Source organism: Agrobacterium vacciniicorymbosi (genome assembly GCF_040427045.1).
Lineage (GTDB): Bacteria > Pseudomonadota > Alphaproteobacteria > Rhizobiales > Rhizobiaceae > Agrobacterium.
The window spans coordinates 80,432-96,893 of record NZ_JBETMF010000008.1 but is presented as its reverse complement, the minus strand read 5'-3'; the positions used below and the strand labels follow the sequence as shown (position 1 = coordinate 96,893).

At 57.4% G+C, this 16,462-nt stretch carries 17 protein-coding genes; 8 read left to right on the top strand and 9 right to left on the bottom strand.

The features are described from left to right. Positions 1 to 95: 95 nt before the first annotated feature. Positions 96 to 395: a hypothetical protein gene (locus ABUK73_RS14055; RefSeq protein WP_353577828.1), complete on the top strand. Its 300-nt coding sequence runs from the start codon at positions 96 to 98 to the stop codon at positions 393 to 395. Between the two features lie 426 nt (positions 396 to 821). After that, a complete protein-coding gene (locus ABUK73_RS14050) occupies positions 822 to 1,265 on the top strand; it encodes a glyoxalase superfamily protein (RefSeq protein ID WP_353577827.1) in 444 nt (147 codons plus the stop codon). A 46-nt stretch (positions 1,266 to 1,311) separates the two neighbouring features. Here the strand turns inward: ABUK73_RS14050 and ABUK73_RS14045 are convergent, their stop codons facing one another. The 3 genes from ABUK73_RS14045 to ABUK73_RS14035 form a co-directional block, all read right to left on the bottom strand. Continuing rightward, on the bottom strand, positions 1,312 to 2,304 hold the full coding sequence (locus ABUK73_RS14045) for a WD40 repeat domain-containing protein (RefSeq protein ID WP_353577826.1): 993 nt from the start codon (positions 2,302 to 2,304) through the stop codon (positions 1,312 to 1,314). Between the two features lie 205 nt (positions 2,305 to 2,509). Next, the gene (locus tag ABUK73_RS14040; RefSeq protein ID WP_353577825.1) at positions 2,510 to 3,625 is read right to left on the bottom strand and encodes a CobW family GTP-binding protein; all 1,116 of its coding nucleotides are present in this window, start codon (positions 3,623 to 3,625) and stop codon (positions 2,510 to 2,512) included. A gap of 78 nt (positions 3,626 to 3,703) precedes the next feature. Next, a complete protein-coding gene (locus ABUK73_RS14035) occupies positions 3,704 to 4,528 on the bottom strand; it encodes a creatininase family protein (protein ID WP_353577824.1) in 825 nt (274 codons plus the stop codon). A gap of 78 nt (positions 4,529 to 4,606) precedes the next feature. On the opposite strand from ABUK73_RS14035, the gene ABUK73_RS14030 reads away from it, so the two are divergent. The 3 genes from ABUK73_RS14030 to ABUK73_RS14020 all read left to right on the top strand — a co-directional run bounded on the left by ABUK73_RS14030 (position 4,607) and on the right by ABUK73_RS14020 (position 7,317). After that, positions 4,607 to 5,116 (top strand): MarR family winged helix-turn-helix transcriptional regulator, encoded by a 510-nt coding sequence (locus ABUK73_RS14030; RefSeq protein ID WP_353577823.1) that lies wholly within the window; start codon positions 4,607 to 4,609, stop codon positions 5,114 to 5,116. Between the two features lie 123 nt (positions 5,117 to 5,239). Then, a complete protein-coding gene (locus ABUK73_RS14025; protein ID WP_353577822.1) occupies positions 5,240 to 6,262 on the top strand; it encodes a LacI family DNA-binding transcriptional regulator in 1,023 nt (340 codons plus the stop codon). Between the two features lie 92 nt (positions 6,263 to 6,354). Continuing rightward, positions 6,355 to 7,317, top strand: a complete 963-nt coding sequence (locus ABUK73_RS14020) for a 2-hydroxyacid dehydrogenase (protein ID WP_353577821.1) — start codon at positions 6,355 to 6,357, stop codon at positions 7,315 to 7,317. A gap of 219 nt (positions 7,318 to 7,536) precedes the next feature. On the opposite strand, the gene ABUK73_RS14015 is transcribed toward ABUK73_RS14020, so the two are convergent. Further along, complete coding sequence (locus tag ABUK73_RS14015) at positions 7,537 to 8,292, bottom strand: gamma-glutamyl-gamma-aminobutyrate hydrolase family protein (protein WP_353577820.1); 756 nt, start codon at positions 8,290 to 8,292, stop codon at positions 7,537 to 7,539. A 288-nt stretch (positions 8,293 to 8,580) separates the two neighbouring features. Between ABUK73_RS14015 and ABUK73_RS14010 the strand changes: the two genes are divergently transcribed. Next, entirely contained in the window at positions 8,581 to 9,687 is a 1,107-nt protein-coding gene (locus ABUK73_RS14010; protein WP_113089357.1) for a TRAP transporter substrate-binding protein, read from the top strand. A 393-nt stretch (positions 9,688 to 10,080) separates the two neighbouring features. On the opposite strand, the gene ABUK73_RS14005 is transcribed toward ABUK73_RS14010, so the two are convergent. After that, positions 10,081 to 11,583 (bottom strand): TRAP transporter large permease, encoded by a 1,503-nt coding sequence (locus ABUK73_RS14005; protein ID WP_113089358.1) that lies wholly within the window; start codon positions 11,581 to 11,583, stop codon positions 10,081 to 10,083. A gap of 29 nt (positions 11,584 to 11,612) precedes the next feature. Continuing rightward, positions 11,613 to 12,152 (bottom strand): TRAP transporter small permease subunit, encoded by a 540-nt coding sequence (locus tag ABUK73_RS14000; protein WP_113089359.1) that lies wholly within the window; start codon positions 12,150 to 12,152, stop codon positions 11,613 to 11,615. A 426-nt stretch (positions 12,153 to 12,578) separates the two neighbouring features. Here ABUK73_RS14000 and ABUK73_RS13995 point away from each other — a divergent pair, with 426 nt between their 5' ends. After that, positions 12,579 to 12,803, top strand: coding sequence for an aa3-type cytochrome c oxidase subunit IV (locus ABUK73_RS13995; RefSeq protein ID WP_113089360.1), 225 nt, complete (start codon positions 12,579 to 12,581; stop codon positions 12,801 to 12,803). A 91-nt stretch (positions 12,804 to 12,894) separates the two neighbouring features. Here the strand turns inward: ABUK73_RS13995 and ABUK73_RS13990 are convergent, their stop codons facing one another. Further along, positions 12,895 to 13,656, bottom strand: a complete 762-nt coding sequence (locus tag ABUK73_RS13990) for an SDR family NAD(P)-dependent oxidoreductase (protein WP_353577819.1) — start codon at positions 13,654 to 13,656, stop codon at positions 12,895 to 12,897. A gap of 152 nt (positions 13,657 to 13,808) precedes the next feature. On the opposite strand from ABUK73_RS13990, the gene ABUK73_RS13985 reads away from it, so the two are divergent. Beyond that, on the top strand, positions 13,809 to 14,387 hold the full coding sequence (locus ABUK73_RS13985) for a TetR/AcrR family transcriptional regulator (protein ID WP_353577818.1): 579 nt from the start codon (positions 13,809 to 13,811) through the stop codon (positions 14,385 to 14,387). Between the two features lie 73 nt (positions 14,388 to 14,460). Here the strand turns inward: ABUK73_RS13985 and ABUK73_RS13980 are convergent, their stop codons facing one another. Both ABUK73_RS13980 and ABUK73_RS13975 read right to left on the bottom strand, forming a co-directional pair. Then, complete coding sequence (locus tag ABUK73_RS13980; protein WP_353577817.1) at positions 14,461 to 15,444, bottom strand: phosphotransferase enzyme family protein; 984 nt, start codon at positions 15,442 to 15,444, stop codon at positions 14,461 to 14,463. A 133-nt stretch (positions 15,445 to 15,577) separates the two neighbouring features. After that, positions 15,578 to 16,402, bottom strand: a complete 825-nt coding sequence (locus ABUK73_RS13975) for a tetratricopeptide repeat protein (protein WP_353577816.1) — start codon at positions 16,400 to 16,402, stop codon at positions 15,578 to 15,580. Positions 16,403 to 16,462 lie beyond the last annotated feature (60 nt).

Below are 16,462 nucleotides of genomic sequence, written 5' to 3'. Positions count from 1 at the left end.
ATTATAACATTAGCATATGCTTGCATTAGATGATCCTAATTGTACTGTCTGACCACGCCGGAGGGCGTTGTTTTACAGATCATAGGAGAGAGAAAATGCTAACGAAAATCGCGTGTGCTACCATCGTTCTTACCGTTGCTTCCATGGCTCCTGCCCATGCAGGCGGCTTGCTGGGTGGCCTTCTTTCGGGCAACAGCAACAAGGGCGGCCTGATCAACGTATCGCCCAATGTCGGCGTCGGCGTTGGCAACGTGCTGTCCGGCAATGGCATTCTGAACGGCAACAATACCGGCCTGCTGAGCGGCATTCTCAACGGCAACAGAACATCGGTCGATGCCATCGGCAGCGGCAACGACAATGATCGCGGTTATAACAAGAAGAAGCGTCGTCACTAGGACCAACTCTATCTGCCAGCGAAGCGCGCCACGACCTGTCTCGGCACGCTCGGTCTTGTCCCGACCATAGGATGGTCCCTGCCGTCCAATGCAGTCGGGTCCCCGGCAAGAACGAAGGTGACGAAAGAGGGCGTTGTCGCGCTCGATGCCAGATGAAAGGAGAGCTGAAAGGCTCTCCTTTTTTCGTGCTAGAGCGTTTCCATTCAACAAGGAAACGCTCTAAGCGCTCTAAGCCGGTCGTTTGACGAAAACCGGCGGATCGGCTAAAGAATGGCTTCGGGCGAGAGTCCCGGCCGTCCGCAAGCCCTCAAGGCTCTGGTGAAACTCTCATCATCTATCCGACACGGTCATCCCCCTACGGGCATGTGATATGGCGGCAATGCGGGCTCCCTCCTGAAATGCGCATGCCAGTGACGGAGAACCGCCATGCGGAACCACATAGAATTACCGAGCCTGGACAGTTTGAAAGATCAGGCCAAACGGCTGCGTGCAAGTCTTTCGCAGGAAGGCCAGACGATTAGCCATTCACGCGCACTGGAACTGGTTGCCGTGCAATTCGGCTACCGTGACTGGAACACGCTCCACGCTGCGGTGGGCAACCGACCGCCCTTCAACCCCTATATGCTGGGCTCGCGCGTCAGCGGATTTTATCTGGGACAGCCCTTCACGGGTTCGGTTCTGGGTGTGCAGTCGCTGGGTGGCGATCCGGAACGCTACCGACTGACACTGCATTTCGATGATCCCGTCGATGTGGTGACCTTCGACAGCTTTTCTGCCTTCCGGCAACGCGTTCATTGCAATGTCGATACGACTGGACGCACGGCGCAGAAGACATCGAACGGACGTCCGCAGGTGGAGCTGGTTTGGTAACGGACAGATGGCGGCGTTTTTGACGCCGCCATCTATCGCTCAGTGCTTAAGCGGAAATATCGATGATGCCGCAATCGCCCGCTTCGGAGGCGAAGGCGAGAAGGCTGCCGCCGGCACTCCAGGACATGGAGGTGATCGCGCCCTTGCCGGGGCGGCGCAGCAGGGCTTCCTTCTGGTCGGCCACGCGCACGCCGAGGATCATGCCATCCGCAAAACCGATGGCCAGAACCTCTTCAATGGGGTGGAAGGCGACATTGGTGACCATGATATTGGCGCGCGTGCCGAGCTCCAGCGGCGCCTTGCCCATCGGGCCATCTTTGCCCGAAAAGGGCCAGACGATAGCGGCAGGCGCACCTGAGGATGCCAGCCATTTGCCCTTGCTGGACCATGAGATGGATTTGACCTTGGCGGGATAGCCGGTCATGCGCATGTGGCGCGTTTCCATGCCGCCCTTGGTGGCTTCCATCTTCCAGCCGTGCAGGGCATTTTCCTGCATGGTGGTGACGAGGAATTTTCCGTCCGCAGAGAAGGTGACGCCGGTATGGGCACCCTTCCAGTCGAGATCGATCGGGTCGCCAGCGCTCGCCACCCAGTGCAGGGTCACGCCATTGTAGCGGGCAGCCGCAATGCGCAGGCCCTTGGGCGCAAAGGCAATGGCCTCGACCGTACGCTCTTCGGTGAATTCCTTGACCGTACCATCGCTCAGCCGCACGAAGCTGGACTTGCCAACGCCGTAAGCCACCGCATTTTGCGGGCCGCCTGCAATGACGCTGATCCACTTGCGCGGCACATGGGCCAGTTCCACGGCAGAGCCATCATGGCTGACGCGCAGAACCTTACCGTCTTCACCGCCGGTCAGAAGCGTGGTGCTGTATGGGTCGCGAATGCAGGTCAGCAGACCCTGATGCACCTCGGTGACCTTTTCGCCGCCATCCAGCCGGTGAATGGTGCCGGCGGCGGTGGCAAACATTGCGATATCGCCCAGAAAATGCGTCGCAACGACGTGGCCTTCGAGGTCAAGAGGGGCAACGGTGGGCATAGGTAAAGGGTCTTTCTGTCGTGAGCCAGGCGCGTTCGCCTTTGGTTGCTGTAAGCATCAGGGCAAGACGTTCAATCTCCCGTCACCCCGGCCTTGAGCCGGGGTCCAGCTGCCGCGCGTCTGCGCGGCTTTAAGAGTCTTTTGCGATCAAGGACTTGATCGCACTGGATACCGGATCAAGTCCGGTATGACGGAAAGAGACGTATCAAGCCGCAGCGAGGCAGGCGTTGAAGCTGTTTTCCAGCTTCTCGCGGTCGAGGTTGCGGCCAATGAAGACGAGGCGGGACTCGTGCTTTTCGCCGTCTTTCCACGGACGCTGATGGTCGCCTTCGATGATCATGTGCACGCCTTGGACGACGTAACGTTCAGCATCATCCTTGAAGGCGATGATGCCCTTGAGGCGCAGAATGTTCGGGCCATCGGTCTGGGTGACCTTCTGAATCCACGGGAAGAAACGCTCCGGGTTCATCTCGCCGCCGCGCAGGGAAACGGACTGAACGGTGATGTCATGGATGGCAGAGACTTCACCATGATGGTGATGATGGCCGTGGTCATGGCTGTGATCATGATCGTGGTGATGATGGTCATGGTCATGATGGTGGTGATCGTGACCGTGGTCATGGCCGCAATCCGGACCGCAGACATGGTCGTCATGACCGTGCTCGAGGAAATGCGGATCGTTTTCCAGCGCACGTTCCAGATTGAACGCACCCTGATCCAGCACGCGGGCAAGATCGACGCCAGAGCGGGTCGCCTTGTAGATGCGCGCAGACGGGTTGATGGCGCGGACGATGTCTTCGATGACAGCCAGTTCTTCCGGTGTCACAAGGTCTGTCTTGTTGATGATGACGACATCGGCAAAGGCGATCTGGTCTTCGGCTTCGCGGCTGTCCTTGAGGCGCAGCGGCAGGTGCTTGGCATCCACAAGCGCAACGACGGCATCGAGCTCGGTCTTGGCGCGGACATCGTCATCCATGAAGAAGGTCTGGGCGACGGGAACCGGATCGGCAAGGCCGGTGGTTTCCACGATGATGCCATCGAAACGACCCGGACGGCGCATCAGGCCTTCGACGACGCGAATAAGGTCGCCGCGCACGGTGCAGCAGACGCAGCCATTGTTCATTTCGTAAATTTCTTCGTCCGATTCGACGATGAGATCGTTATCGATGCCGATTTCGCCGAATTCATTGACGATGACGGCGTATTTCTTGCCGTGGTTTTCCGACAGAATGCGGTTGAGAAGCGTGGTTTTCCCGGCTCCCAGATAGCCCGTCAATACGGTCACAGGGATTGGCTTGATGGTTGCTGCTGCTTCGGTCATGAGAAACCTCTGAAGATGATGAGCCGCGACGCGGCTTTGAAAGCGTTGTCGTTCATATAGGCGTGTGGCGGAATGAGTTCAAAGAGAATCTGCCGAAGTTTTTTGAACCGAGCTTTCAAGCAAATTCATGTCGAAGGAAGAGACATCTTCTAAAAGCTCGAGCAGTCCGGCAATCGCATGGGCGATGATCGCCTCTCCCTTTTCAGCGCTCGCGGCGGCGGCATTGCCTGCAACGCCCTGCGGGTTCAAATCCGACATGCGCCAGCCGAAGGCGTGCTGTCCATAGGCACGCAGATGTTTGAAGCGCTGCGCAAATTCCGACTGTTTCGACGCGAAGTTCTCCGCCTTCTCCATCCGCACCAAATCTGGCCGGATGGCCAGCATAACCGAGGTTTCGATATCGCCACCGTGGATATCGATGGCTTTATCTTCAGGAGAGATGACGCCCGGCGGCATGCCGAAGCGGCTCCAGCTGGTGGCGACGGCCAGCATGTCGAAGCGCACCCGCGCTTCCGTGGCGACGATGGTCATCAGCGGGGAATTGCCGCCATGGGCGTTGAGCATCACGAATTTGCGAATGCCCTTATGATACTGCTCTTCGGCCAGCCCCAGCCAGCGATGGACGGCCTCATCGAAGGACAGCGTCCTCGTGCCTGACACATCCATATGTTCGATGGAGTAACCGACCGGCTCTGCGGGCAGGAATTGCACCTGCGTCTTGGCGGGCATGGCCTGTTTCAGGCGCGCAACGATGCCCTCGACAATCAGCGTGTCCGTCTCGAATGGCAGGTGCGGGCCGTGCTGTTCATGGGCGCCCAGCGGCAGCACGGCGATGACATCGTTTTGCGGTTGCAACGGCGATGTTACGTTGTTGTCGTGAAAATGCGTATATGTGTCTGGCATCTGGCGATCCGCGCCTGCATTCGTTAAGTGTTACCAAGAACATATCGTTGTCCGGGACTTCAGAAAAGGCATTTGCTGATGAGCAAGGATAAGCTGGCCAAAAAGAACAAATCCGAAAAGAAGGCGAAGTCCGGCAAAAAGAAGGATTTGCCGTTCAGCCCGGATGAGCTTGCCCAGTCCATTACCCAGGCCGCCCGTTCCATGCGCACGGCACTGAGCCACAATCTTTCAGCCAGCGGTCTTTATGCCGGTCAGGACGGTGTGATTCTGGCTCTGGCGCAAGAGGGCAGCATGACGCCGGGGCAGATTGCCCAGAAGCTGGGCGTCAAGGCGCCGACCATGACGCGCACCATCGGTCGCATGGAAGCGCAGGGCTTTGTCGAGCGCAGCGCGGGCGACGGCGACGGTCGTCTGACCATGGTGAAGCTGACCGAGGCTGGCCTGAAAAGCGTGGAGCATATCAATGCGTCTCTGGCGGATTGCAACGCGCGTGCGGTCGAAGGTCTCTCTGCCAAGGAGATCAAAACCGTGATGAAACTGCTGCGCACCATTGACGCCAATCTACAGTCATTTGAATTAATCGATTAAAATTTCGCATAACCAATCTTGGCTATGGTTGAAATCCTTAAAACAGTTGCGCGTTTTGTTTAAATTGTTTAGTCACAATTTAAACGCCGCCAGAAGCGGCTTGCGTGACCGTAGGAGGGGACCGTGGCGCAAAAGATCAAATTATCGACCATTGCAGAAAGCCTTGGGCTTTCCACCGCGACCATCTCGCTGGCGCTGCGTGACAGCCCGCTGGTGGCTGCCGATACGCGCGAGAAGATCAAGGAACAGGCGCGGGCTCTGGGTTACATCTATAACCGTCGTGCTGCCAGCCTGCGCACCTCCCGTTCCGGCATCGTCGGTGTGGTGTTCCACGATGTGATGAACCCGTTTTACGGGGAGATTCTCAAGGCCATCGAAAGCGAGTTGGACCGCAGCCGCCAGACCTTCATTCTGTCCAACCATTACGATTCCGTCGAAAAGCAGCGGACCTTTATCGAGACGCTGCTGCAGCTGGGCAGCGACGGCATCATCATGTCGCCTGCCATCGGCACACCGCTGGAAGACATGACGCTTGCCGAAGAGAACGGCATGCCCGCCATTCTGGTGGCGCGTTCCATGGATGGCGTGGATATGCCGACCTATCGCGGCGACGACAGCTACGGTATTTCGCTGGCCACCAACCACCTCATCAGCCTTGGCCACCGCACCATCGCGATGGTGGGTGGCACCGACCAGACATCCACGGGCCGCGACCGGTATCAGGGCTACGTGAATGCGCTGCGCAAGGCGGGCATCGAGGTGGACCCGAACCTGCGCATTCCCGGCGCACGCTCCAAACAGGGCGGCTTCGAGGCGGCGGTGAATTTCCTGTCCCTGCCGCAAAAACCGACCGCTGCCGTATGCTGGAACGACCTTGTCGCCATTGGTCTGATGAACGGCATTTCGCGCGCAGGCTTCGTGCCGGGCAAGGATATTTCCGTCACAGGTTATGACGATCTGGAAGAGGCGGCCATTGCCACACCGGCGCTGACGACGGTGTCCAACGGGCAGGCGGAAGTGGGGCGGCTTGCGGCGCGGGCGCTGCTGGACAGGCTGGCGGGCAGCCATGAGCCTGACGGTATTCACCTGATCAAGCCGGAAATGCGCATCCGCCAATCGACCAGCCCTGTCGTGCCGCGCAGTTGAGTTTTTGACCCCATTGTTGTTTCGAATGCGGGTTCCGCTTTGTAAATCGATAGTCTAGCTTGGTCTCATGCATAGCAGGAGGATACCAACGCATGTCAGATAGCAAAGCCGTCGTTCTCGTTCCGGGCAAAATCCACCCACGCGTTCTCGAGCGCTTCGAAGGCAAGGTGGAGCTCGTCAAAGCGCCTGCGGGTCCTGAGCCTTCGCTCTCTGCCGAGGATGCGCAGCGGATTACGGCTGTTGCCGTCTCGGGTGGCCTCAACGCCAAGTGGATGGACGCGCTGCCCAACCTCGAAGTCATCGCCAATTTCGGCGTTGGTTACGATGGCGTGGATGTAAAACACGCGGCCTCTCGCGGCATCATCGTGACCAACACGCCTGACGTGCTGAACGACGAAGTGGCGGATACGACGATTGCGCTTCTCATCAATACCGTACGCCGGTTCTATCAGGCCGAGACCTATCTTCGCGAAGGAAAATGGGCGTCCGAAGGCCCGTTTGCACTCTCGCCCTTTTCGCTGCGTGGCCGCAAGGTCGGCCTGTTCGGCATGGGCCGCATCGGCCAGGAGATCGCCAAACGGCTGGAGCCGTTCAAGCTGGAGATCGGTTATCACACGCGCAGCAAGCGCTCTGAACTTTCCTATACCTATTACGGCTCGTTGAAGGAGATGGCCGAGGCCGTCGATATCCTCATCTGCATCGTGCCCGGCACGCCGGAAACGCACAAAGCCATCAATGCCGACATCCTCTCCGCACTGGGCTCCAACGGCGTCTTCATCAATGTCGGTCGCGGTTCCAGCGTGGACGAAGACGCGCTGCTGAAGGCGCTTCAGGATGGTACGCTGGGCGCGGCTGGTCTCGACGTGTTCTATGAAGAGCCGAAGGTGCCGGAAGCGTTCCTCGCCCTGCCCAACGTAACCCTGCTTCCGCATGTGGCATCCGCATCGGTGCCGACCCGCAACGCGATGGCCGATCTGGTGGCGGATAATGTGCTGGGCTGGTTGAGCGAGCGCAAGGTGGTGACGCCGGTGCCGGAAACGCCTGTTAAGGGGTGAGGGTTGGTGTGGCATCTTTATCTCTCCCCCTGTGGGAGAGAAAGCGATTTCAGCATCTTAGCGAAGCTAAGTGTTAGAAATCGCAAGTGAGGGGTTTTTTCTCGGTGCAAGCGGCAAACCCCTCACCTAGAAAATCTACGACTTAGCTGAAGCTAAGATCGTGATTTTCTGTCCTCTCCCACAGGGGGAGAGGTACCCAGCCTCACGCTCCTAGCTCGATTACACCTTAGCATCCCGATACTCGCGCACAGCGCGCCCAAACGCCTCGAACAGCGCACGGGACGGCGCGTCCGACTCGGCCCAGTATTCCGGGTGCCATTGCACGCCGACGGCGAAGCCTTTGGCGTCTATGACGGACACGGCTTCAATGGTGCCGTCTTCCGCGGTCGCTTCGACCTGAAGTCTGGGCGCGGTCTTGGCGATGGCTTGGCGGTGGAGGGAGTTGATCTGGACTTCGCCTGTCATGCCAAGATGCTGGGCGATGCAGGAGCCTTCGCGGATATAGACCGGCTGGCGGATGGCGTAGGCCTTGTCGCGGTCGATATCGTCGGGTTTGCGGTGGTCCCAGATGCCGGGCTGTTCCTGAATTTCGCTGGCAAGCGTGCCGCCCAGCGCGACGTTGAGTTCCTGAATGCCGCGGCAAATGGCCAGCATCGGAATGCCCCGTTCAATGGCGCGGCGGATCAGCGGCAGGCTTGTGGCATCCCGGGCGGGATCGAAAGGACCATCGCTGTCCTTGGCTTCCACGCCGTAAAGCGATGGGTGGACGTTGGTGGCAGAGCCGGACACCAGCAGGCCGTCTACCCGGTCCAGAATGCCGTCGATATCGTTGCCTTCTTCGAAAGCCGGAATGATGAAGGACATGACATCCGCGACATTCAGCGCTGCGGAGAGATACTGTGTCTGGGCTGCGTGCCAGTTTGCGCCATCAAGGCTTCTGATGTCTGCGGGAATGGCAATGATGGGTCTGGACATGGTGGCTCCGGCTTGATTTCCCGCCTGTTTTGCGACCGGAACGGGCTGTTCGTCAAGCGCCGTGTTTGGCAGATCAATAAGGTTTCTTCGCCTAAAGTATAAGCGTCGGAACCTTTATTTCAGTTGATTATATTTCTTGACGTAAACCCGTCTAAAATGGCGGTTCGCCAGGGGTTTATTCTTTGCAGGCCCGCTTGTCAGCAGACTGGACCCGTGCTTTCTTCTTGCCATGCTCGGTTGCGGAGGGGAATTCAGCCGCCGGCAGGATTCGTATCTGGGAGGATATTTATGGATCGTCGTTCGTTTATCAAAAAAGGCGCCGTTTCCGGTGCCGGGGCTGCGGCTGCAACCGTGTTGGCGGCGCCTGCCATCGCGCAGCAGAATACCAAGATCACTTGGCGTCTGACATCGTCATTTCCGAAATCGCTGGATACGATTTTCGGTGGTGCGCAGGACATAGCCAACCACGTTTCTGCCGCGACAGATGGCAATTTCAACATTCAGATTTTTGCCGCGGGTGAAATCGTGCCGGGCCTTCAGGCGGCGGATGCGGTATCGTCAGGCACTGTCGAAATGTGCCACACCTGCTCCTATTATTATGTCGGCAAAGACCCGACCTTTGCGATTGGCACGGCCATTCCGTTCGGTCTCAATGCGCGCCTGACCAACTCATGGTTCTACGAGGGCAATGGCAACAAGCTGCTGAACGAGTTCTACGCCAAGCATAATCTCTACGGCATGATTTCCGGCAATACCGGCGTGCAGATGGGCGGCTGGTTCCGTAAGGAGATCAACACCGTCGATGACTTCAAGGGCGTGAAGATGCGCATTGCCGGTCTCGCTGGCAAGGTCGTCGAAAAGCTCGGCGTCGTGCCGCAGCAGATTGCCGGTGGCGATATCTATCCGGCGCTGGAAAAAGGCACCATCGATGCGGCGGAGTGGGTTGGCCCCTACGACGACCACAAGCTGGGCTTCCAGAAGGTGGCCAAGTTCTACTACTACCCGGCCTTCTGGGAAGGCGGCCCGGTCATCCACTCCTTCGTCAATCTGGACAAGTGGAACAACCTGCCGAAGCAATATCAGGCGGTGTTGCAGGATGCCTGCGCCTTCGCCAACACCAATATGATGGCGAAATACGATGCCAAGAACCCGACTGCGATCAAGCAGATCGTCGCCGAAGGGGCAACGCTACGACCGTTCAGCCAGGATATTCTGGATGCATGCTACAAGGCTGCACTGGAAGTCTACGCCGAGATTTCGGCCACCAACCCGGACTTCAAAAAGGTCTATGACGATCAGGTCGCCTTCAAGCGCGAGGGGTATCTGTGGATGCAGCTTGCGGAATACACGTTCGATACGTTCATGATGATCCAGCAGCGTAACGGCAAGCTCTGAACGCGATCATACGACGCAAGGGAAATGAAGCCCGGATCGAAAGGTCCGGGTTTTTATTTTGCTATTTTTGATTGAAAATTTCTCGACAACGTCTGGCGCAATCCTATAGTCGCGAAAGTTGAATGGCGAAGCAGTACACTCCGGGGCCAGACGGAGTATCGGCGGGGATGGGCCGCGCCGACCGTGGCAAGTGGCCTTGCTTTTCAACTGTGAAGGTAATGCAATGCGTAAACCGCTGAGTATTGCGTTTATCATAAAGAAAAACCGGACGGGCTGGTCGATAGCCGTCCGGTTCACGTTCTTTACAAGATAGGCAAAAGGAAGGTAGGGCAGCAACCCTGCCTTCCACTTCACCAATATAATACATCAGTCCACACGTAACAAGTGTTTCCCTTACGGGCCGATCTTCGGTGGCTCGTTCAGGTTTGGCATACCTGGCAGTCCGTTTCCGCCCGGCTGGGCGGGGGCGCCGTCCATGGGGGGCAGGCCGAAATTGGGCATTGTGTTGCCACCGCCGTTGCCGAAGGCGGGGACTTCGATCTTGATGGTGTTGAGATCGACCTGCGGTGTCTTGTCCAGCCAGTAGGTAACGGATTCCGGCCAGAAGATGACGATGGCGACGAGGATGAGCTGCATGCCGAGCCACGGAATTGCGCCCATGTAGATGTCCGACGTTTTGACAGATCTGGGCGCGATGGAGCGCAGGTAGAACAGCGCAAAACCGAAGGGCGGATGCATGAAGCTGGTCTGCATGTTGATGCAGATCAGCACGCCGAACCAGATGAGGTCGATGCCGAGAGACTGGGCAATCGGGGCCAGCATGGGAATGACGATGAAGGCGATCTCGAAGAAATCGAGGAAGAAGGCCAGGAAGAAGATGAAGATGTTGACGAAGATGAGGAAGCCGATCGGTCCGCCGGGGATGCCGGACAGCATATGTTCGATCCACAGCGAGCCATCCATGCCCTGAAAAACGAGGCTGAAGCATGTCGCACCAACGAGGATGAAGACCACCATTGACGTGATGTGCATGGTGGAATGCATACCCTGCTTGACCAGATCCCATGTCAGGCGGCGGTGAGCGGCGGCCAGCGCCATGGCACCGACGACGCCGAGCGCACCGGCTTCCGTTGGCGTTGCAAGGCCCATGAAGATGGTGCCGAGCACAAGGAAGATCAGCACGATGGATGGCACCATGCCAGCCAGTACCTTGAAGACCAGAGCGCGGTTGAGTTCTCCACGCGCTTCCGGGGGAAGGGCAGGCAAATCCTTCGGTCGGACTATCGACATGAAGAGAATGAACAGCATGAAAATCACGACTTGCAAAATCGACGGACCGATGGCGCCGAGATACATATCGCCCACGGATTTGCCGAGCTGATCGGCCAGAACGATCAGCACCAGCGATGGTGGAATGACCTGCGTGATGGTGCCCGACGCGGCGATGACGCCGGTGGCAAGGCGCGGATTGTAGCCGTATTTCAGCATGATGGGCAGCGAGATGACGCCCATGGTGATGACGGACGCCGCAACCGTACCGGTGATGGCACCCAGAATCGCGCCGACGAGAATGACGGCGTAAGCCAGGCCGCCGGGAATGGCGCCAAACAGTTTACCGGTGCCTTCCAGTAAGTCTTCGGCAAGACCACATCGCTCCAGAATGGCGCCCATGAAGGTGAAGAAGGGGATGGCCAGCAGCAGATCGTTGGAAATGATGCCGAAAATGCGCAGAGGCAGGGCCTGCAGGAATGCGGGCGAAAAATGCTCGGTGAAGATGCCGATGACGCCGAATAGAAGCCCGACGGAGGCAAGGGAGAAAGCCACGGGGAAACCGTAAAGCATGAAGATGATCATGCCCAGGAACATCAGCGGCGGCAGAATACCGTATTCGAACATGGAAATATCCTTAGCGATCAGCGCCTGATTTACTGGAGCGGTTTTTCGTATTTGGTGTCGAGCTGGTAGAGCCCGTTCAGCGCACCGATGCGCTTCACCAGTTCGGATATTCCCTGAAGAACGAGCAGGGCAAAGCCGGCGAAGATGATGAATTTCACCGGCCAGCGGATGAGCCCGCCAGCATTGGAGGAGATTTCATTCTGCGCCAGCGACAGGGTGAACATGGGCCAGCTGAGCCAGGCCAGAACGAAACAGGCGGGAAGCAGGAAGAGGGTGATTCCGATGATATCGACCCAGAGCCGCGTGCGGGCCGAAATTGCGCCATAGATGATGTCCACGCGCACATGTTCATTCATTCGCAGTGTGTAGGATGCGCCGACCAGAACGATGAAGGCGAACATGTACCACTGGATTTCAAGCCAGCCATTGGAGCTGTAATTGAAAACATAGCGCACGATGGCGTTGCCTGCGCTGACGAGGCAGCAGATCAGGACCAGATAACCGGCGAATTTGCCCATGGCCTCACTGAACCAGTCAATAAGGGCGCTTAACTTCAGAAGAGCCTGCATTCTTTTCCCCTCCTCGTTCCCTTTGCGGGTTTTGTGTGGGAGGCATAGTACCGATGGCCCGCATATAACTGTGCTGACGCTTGCTCGATCAAAGCTTCGGACTTCCTCCACACTATTTCGTGTATGAGGTGCTTCTTTGAAATGCAACCGCTCTACTGCAATGCAGGGTGTAAACAGGGTGTTTGTGAAGAATTGCGCGCGCCGATGTTGCTTGGCTGCACAGTTTTGACGTGGGTGTTCGACGCGGTTTTATCAGAAGAGATTGTTGCAGACCGCGTCGCGCGGCAGCTTCGTCCGTTGCGCTTTTCGATGATTCCATGTTAGGTCTTGCCGCGGAGTGTTCCGCATTATCATGTTGCGTGAGGGACGCCGCCATAGGTGGCTGGAGTAACGGGCAGGGTTGCGGTTCTTTGAAGGGGAAATGGCATGAGTGAACACCATACGGGTCCAGTCGAAATCGGTGCGCCGATGAATTATTCCGAGCATGAAAAGACCTATGACGGCTTTCTGACCGCTGCCAAATACGGCACTATGATGGTTTGCGTGCTGTTGCTGGCCATGGTCGTCGGATTTTTCACGACAGGCGGTTTCTTCGGCGGTCTGCTGGTGTTCCTGATTCTCACAGTTGCCGGTTTCGTTCTGCTGCGCTGATGCGCAGCATTCATCTTTTCGAGCCACTACCGACAATGGAGCGCGCCCACCGGGCGCGCATTCTAATGTCTGTGTGAGATATTCGCGGGTATCAAATTGCGAGACCGCCAGCGATATCCACGACACCGCCAGTCATATATCCTGAATTCGGTCCAGCTAGGAAGCTGACGAAGGCAGACACTTCTTCGAGTGTCGCGATCCGGCGAATTGGGTGCATGTCGAGAAACGCATCCGGTGCCACTTTACTTCCCAATGCTTCAACCATCATGTCTGTGGGCATCGCGCCCGGCTGGACGACGTTGACTGTGATGTTGCGTGCGCCGAGATCGCGTGCGACGCCTCTTGCATAGCCATTGATGGCGGCTTTGGTTCCCGCGTAGTCGGCGACGCCGGGTATGAGTGCGTGGGTGCCGTTGAGAGAGCCGATGAAGATGATGCGGCCGCCATCGGAAAGAACGGGGGCTGCTGCACGCGTGGTTGCTATGGCGCCCATGACGTTGATCTGCCACTGGCGGTCAAGCGCGGCTGTATCCAGATCGGGATCGTCAACCGTCTGGCCCTTGGCCACGATTGCCGCATTGTTGATGAGGATATCGAGCTTGCCGAAATGTTCGATTACCTTCGCGACCATCGGCTTTGCGGTTGCCATATCGGCCTGATCGCTTTGGATGGCGATGGCGCGAACGCCCTTTGATCTCAGTTTTTCAACGACGGCTTCGGCCTTTGCGGCAGAGGCAACATAGGTAATCGCGATATCCGCACCTTCGTCTGCCAGCGTTTCCGCGATGGTCGCGCCTAGCCCGCGCGATCCACCGGTGATGAGCGCGACCTTACCTTGCAATGTTTTCGACATGTCTTTTTCCTGTCTGGAAAATGGCCCACCCGGTCATTCAGATGAAGGCATAATTATCGTAACAATCGTTACAATAACGAACGTTATTGAATGTAGACATTCCCTGTCAAGCGGTTTAATAATGCTCGTTATGAAAATTATGGAGGCTGCGGATGGGCCGTCACCGCGAGTTTGATGTGGAAAAAGCGCTGGATGGCGTCCTGTGCGTGTTCTGGCGCAAGGGTTTCGAAGGCGCGTCCTACACGGACCTGACCGACGCGGCGGGTGTCGAGCGGCCTGCACTCTATTCGGCTTTCGGTAACAAGGAGGCCATGTTCCGCAAGGCGCTGGATCGCTACTATGAGCGTTATATGGACTATATTCCAAAAGCTTTGGACTTACCGACAGCCCGCGAGGCCGCCTCACATTTTCTGAAAGAAACGGTGGAATTGAACACACGGTTTCCGACCCATTCCGGCTGCCTCGGCATTAACGGTATGCTCGCGGGCTCAGACGATGCGGAGCCCGTTCGACAGGCCCTGATCGAGTTTCGCGCTGAAGGCCAACGGCAGTTTCGCGAGAGGTTTGAACGCGCAAAGCGGGAAGGGGACTTGCCTGAGACGGCAAATCCCGGCGCACTGGCAGCCTTTATCCTGACTGTTGCGCAAGGCGTGGCGGTGCAAGCAAAGGCTGGAACGAGCCGTGACGTTTTGCATGAGGTCGTGGGTCAGGCCTTATCGACCTTTCCCTGAGCTTAGTGGCCCCGCGCATAAACCAATGCGGTTGTTGAAAACGATTACTGCCAGATCGAACCACAGTCCGCATTCACAGCAGGCGGCTGCCAAATTGCTCGTTTTCCCACGAGGTGAGGAAGTGCACCTGATGCGCGATCCATCCGATGGGGATGCTCCCCCACTCCTGTGCCCGGCTGGCATGTTCGCCCATCAGCCAGAAATGGCGGACGATCACAAACCGAAGGGCCGCTTCGAAATCGTTTGGCGTAATTGCCTTGATTGACCGATATCCGCCTAGGAAGGCGTGCCACATCGGTGTGAGTTGGCGGCCGAAAGAGATTTTTGCCCATAGAAAAACCGCGAGATCATAGGCGAGATATCCCGGGCCACCGTCATCGAAATCGAAAAACACGGCCTCTCCGGCCTCGTTGATACGCGCGTTGAATCCATGGCAGTCGCCATGGCAATATGTCCATGTCAGATCGCCCAGTCCTTCAATGGCAACTGCTGTTCGCTGTGCGATCGTTTCAATATCCTTGAAAACTGCCGCGTCTTCCACGATGCCGCTATCTTTTATGCGCGCGAGAGGTCGATACAACAAATGGTCGAGGTCTAGCTGGTATGACGTACTGTCAGAATGGAATGTTTCGGCTGCTATGTGAAGCAGAGCCAGCGTCTTGCCGTTTGCCCAGGCATCACCAGCATCATTGGCTTGCGGATCGCGGCCTTCCAGTGCGTGGAATAGAATGCCCTCCCTCGTACCTTCTGGAGCTTGGGCTTTGACGAATAAGGCTCCATCGCGTGCGGCAACAGGCGCGGCGACGGGAACTCCTGCCTTCGACAGGTGCGTTATGAATTCGGCTTCGCTTTTTACCTGCGCCGGGCCGCGCCCTCGCAAATGAGAAAGCCGGAACACATAACGTTCGCTAGTGGTGACGTTTACAAGATACACATCGTTGAAACCCCTTTGAAGCAGCTTGCACGAAACCGGCGCAGCCAGTGGATAATGCGTGTTTATAAACCTTTCGACGTCCTTGATATCAGGTGTCGAGTAACGCGCATTCAAGTCAAGCATGGTTACATCCTGTCGCTGCCCTGCACTCTTGCTGCAACCTAGTTTGCAATTTCGCAGAGTGTCGTTGCAACCCTTTGAATCAAAAAAGCCGGAAGCGATGCTCCCGGCTTTTTTGAAAGAATGTGAGTGCCGCTTAAGATGCGCCAGCGCCACGGGTGCGGGCGAGGCCGTCCACGGCGGGTTTGTATTTGGGGTCGAGGCGGGCGGCGTGGCCGTAGGATTTGGCGGCCTTGTCTTTTTCGCCGCGACGCTCATAGACCAGCGCCTGGTTTGCCCAGGATTCAGCCAGATCGCCGTTGAGGGCAATCGCGTGGTTGAAGTCGGCAAAGGCGTTTTCGTCGTCGTTGAGGGCCACGTAGGAGATGCCGCGACCATTATAGGGCTCAGGCGAATTCGGCGACAGCGAGATGGCCTTCGAGAAGTCTTCGATGGCCTGTGCATGCTGGTTGCGCAGCTGGTAGATCAGGCCGCGATTGTGCCAGGCGCGACCGTCGGTCGTGTCCAGATTGATGGCGGCGGAGAAGTCGTTGAAGGCTTCGTTGACGCGGCCCGTCTGGCGATAAAGATTGCCGCGACCGATGAGTGCCACATCATAGCTTGGGTTGATCTGCAGCGCGCTGTTGTAATCCTGCAAGGCCAACTGCTGCTGACCGCTGTTGCGGTACACGAGAGCGCGGTTGGCATAGGCCTGATAGAAGCGCGGATTGAGCTGCAAAGCGCGCTCGAAATCTGCAATGGCGCGCTTGGAGTCGCCAGCGCGACCGTAGGCAGAGCCACGAACGTTGTAGCCTTCAGGGTCTTGTGGATTGGCGTTGATGACCGAGGTCAGCGACGTAATGTTTTCCGTCGAGCCCTGGGCGCGGTCGAGCTGGAAAACGTCATTTGTTTGGGTGGTGGTGGCGCAGCCGGACAGAGCCGCAAGCACACCGCAGACGATCAGTGAGGAACGAAACCGCATTTTATCTCTCTGGGATACACCGCTTGAAAACGGATTTCTGGAATCACGGGTATCAACAGC

Coding starts and splice junctions, on each gene's coding strand:
- ABUK73_RS14055 (WP_353577828.1), top strand. CDS start 96: ATGCTAACGAAAATCGCGTGTGCTACCATCGTTCTTACCGTTGCTTCC.
- ABUK73_RS14050 (WP_353577827.1), top strand. CDS start 822: ATGCGGAACCACATAGAATTACCGAGCCTGGACAGTTTGAAAGATCAG.
- ABUK73_RS14045 (WP_353577826.1), bottom strand. CDS start 2,304: ATGCCCACCGTTGCCCCTCTTGACCTCGAAGGCCACGTCGTTGCGACG.
- ABUK73_RS14040 (WP_353577825.1), bottom strand. CDS start 3,625: ATGACCGAAGCAGCAGCAACCATCAAGCCAATCCCTGTGACCGTATTG.
- ABUK73_RS14035 (WP_353577824.1), bottom strand. CDS start 4,528: ATGCCAGACACATATACGCATTTTCACGACAACAACGTAACATCGCCG.
- ABUK73_RS14030 (WP_353577823.1), top strand. CDS start 4,607: ATGAGCAAGGATAAGCTGGCCAAAAAGAACAAATCCGAAAAGAAGGCG.
- ABUK73_RS14020 (WP_353577821.1), top strand. CDS start 6,355: ATGTCAGATAGCAAAGCCGTCGTTCTCGTTCCGGGCAAAATCCACCCA.
- ABUK73_RS14015 (WP_353577820.1), bottom strand. CDS start 8,292: ATGTCCAGACCCATCATTGCCATTCCCGCAGACATCAGAAGCCTTGAT.
- ABUK73_RS14010 (WP_113089357.1), top strand. CDS start 8,581: ATGGATCGTCGTTCGTTTATCAAAAAAGGCGCCGTTTCCGGTGCCGGG.
- ABUK73_RS14005 (WP_113089358.1), bottom strand. CDS start 11,583: ATGTTCGAATACGGTATTCTGCCGCCGCTGATGTTCCTGGGCATGATC.
- ABUK73_RS14000 (WP_113089359.1), bottom strand. CDS start 12,152: ATGCAGGCTCTTCTGAAGTTAAGCGCCCTTATTGACTGGTTCAGTGAG.
- ABUK73_RS13995 (WP_113089360.1), top strand. CDS start 12,579: ATGAGTGAACACCATACGGGTCCAGTCGAAATCGGTGCGCCGATGAAT.
- ABUK73_RS13990 (WP_353577819.1), bottom strand. CDS start 13,656: ATGTCGAAAACATTGCAAGGTAAGGTCGCGCTCATCACCGGTGGATCG.
- ABUK73_RS13985 (WP_353577818.1), top strand. CDS start 13,809: ATGGGCCGTCACCGCGAGTTTGATGTGGAAAAAGCGCTGGATGGCGTC.
- ABUK73_RS13980 (WP_353577817.1), bottom strand. CDS start 15,444: ATGCTTGACTTGAATGCGCGTTACTCGACACCTGATATCAAGGACGTC.
- ABUK73_RS13975 (WP_353577816.1), bottom strand. CDS start 16,402: ATGCGGTTTCGTTCCTCACTGATCGTCTGCGGTGTGCTTGCGGCTCTG.